This is a genomic window from Oleiphilus sp. HI0086 (assembly GCF_001635225.1).
In genome coordinates, this window is sequence record NZ_LWFZ01000911.1 from 1 (window position 1) to 1,268 (window position 1,268).

General features: G+C 50.2%; 2 protein-coding genes and 1 pseudogene. 1 reads left to right on the plus strand and 2 read right to left on the minus strand.

Going from position 1 to position 1,268, the window contains the following annotated elements; all coding sequences use genetic code 11:
* A pseudogene (locus tag A3756_RS27795) lies at window positions 1-486 on the plus strand (hybrid sensor histidine kinase/response regulator); the annotation flags it as partial.
* On the opposite strand, the gene A3756_RS26760 reads toward A3756_RS27795, so the two are convergent.
* Together A3756_RS26760 and A3756_RS27800 are read right to left on the minus strand one after the other, a co-directional pair.
* Window positions 457-678, minus strand: a complete 222-nt coding sequence (locus tag A3756_RS26760) for a hypothetical protein (protein WP_068510533.1) — start codon at window positions 676-678, stop codon at window positions 457-459. The pseudogene A3756_RS27795 and the gene A3756_RS26760 sit on opposite strands and share 30 nt — an antisense overlap.
* Before the next feature lie 110 nt (window positions 679-788).
* Window positions 789-1,268 (minus strand): hypothetical protein (locus tag A3756_RS27800; protein WP_197481345.1); only part of this gene is annotated, 480 nt, incomplete at its 5' end.

A 1,268-nucleotide genomic window follows, 5' to 3' on the forward strand; every position in this document is an offset into this window, starting at 1 on the left:
CGTAAAGCTCGGCGTATGGGTATTAGCCGTGTCGGCAAAACCGCTTTAGGGGCGACTGCTTTTTTGGCACTTGAAAGCATTGCTGCAGCGGTAACGATTAACTATGGTTTTGTGAATACCATTGCAGCGATGTTAGTCGTTGCAGCGGTTTTCTTTATTACCGGTTTTCCAATTGCTTACTACTCAGCTAAACACGGTTTAGACATTGATCTTTTGACGCGAGGTGCCGGGTTTGGCTACTTGGGCTCCACAGTCACGTCACTTATTTATGCTTCGTTTACTTTTATCTTCTTTGCGATTGAAGCCGCTATTCTCGCATCGGCTTTACATGCCTTGCTGGGTATTCCGCTATCGATCGGGTATTTCATTTGCGCTGTGGCGGTTATCCCTATTGTGATCCGGGGGATTACCACTATTTCGCGTTTTCAAGTCGGGACGCAAACTCTGTGGTTACTATTACAAATCGCGGCAATCGCTACCGTGATCATTGGCAAATAACGCGGCCTGTTGATGCGCGCGCGCAATGATGTCTTCACGCTCAAGGTGGTAATAGGCTAAAAATCGGCTCAACGCGATCTCGCCTTTTAATGGGCTAGCTAAATGCGCAATACCCCACCAATGGAGCGCATGCTTCATGTCGCGCCAGCGCGTTGTCACTTTTTGTTTAATGCTGTGCATGGCAACACCTCACACGCATTACGGCCACCGTTATTTGAGCATAGCAGGTCAATACCGCAAGTAAACGTGCACCGCTTCGCTAATTTTTCCACACAAAGGGGGCCACGCGGCTAACGGTAAAACGATGCGCCTTCTTGGTAACGACATAAGTCGCCGGATACCGAGACATTTGTCTCGCAGCGCCACTCAATACTTTGCCCACCCAGCACGTCAACTGGGGTCAATACCACCGCCGCATGCTCACCGAGCTTTTCTGCCGCTAAGACACGAATCACCCCACCGCGGGTAATCCGCATATCACGAATCATCGTGCTGGTTTTCATTTGCGCATCGGTATAACCCAAATCGTCGATCTCCGCTGGCCAACGACCATACTGATAACGATAAGACATCACTTCCATTTTCATCGCTGCTGCCGCTGCCAACGTTTGCGCAAGTGCATGCTGCTGTTGATAGGCAAGATATCTCGGCGGTACTGGCTGCTCACTCACCATCGGCTGCACCGCTTGGGTGGTGTCGTGTTGCTTACAAAGCCAATGCCAATTTTCTAGCTGCTGAACAAACGCGGCGGCTTTACGGGCACAAAAATC

Coding starts and splice junctions, on each gene's coding strand:
- A3756_RS26760 (WP_068510533.1), bottom strand. CDS start 678: ATGCACAGCATTAAACAAAAAGTGACAACGCGCTGGCGCGACATGAAG.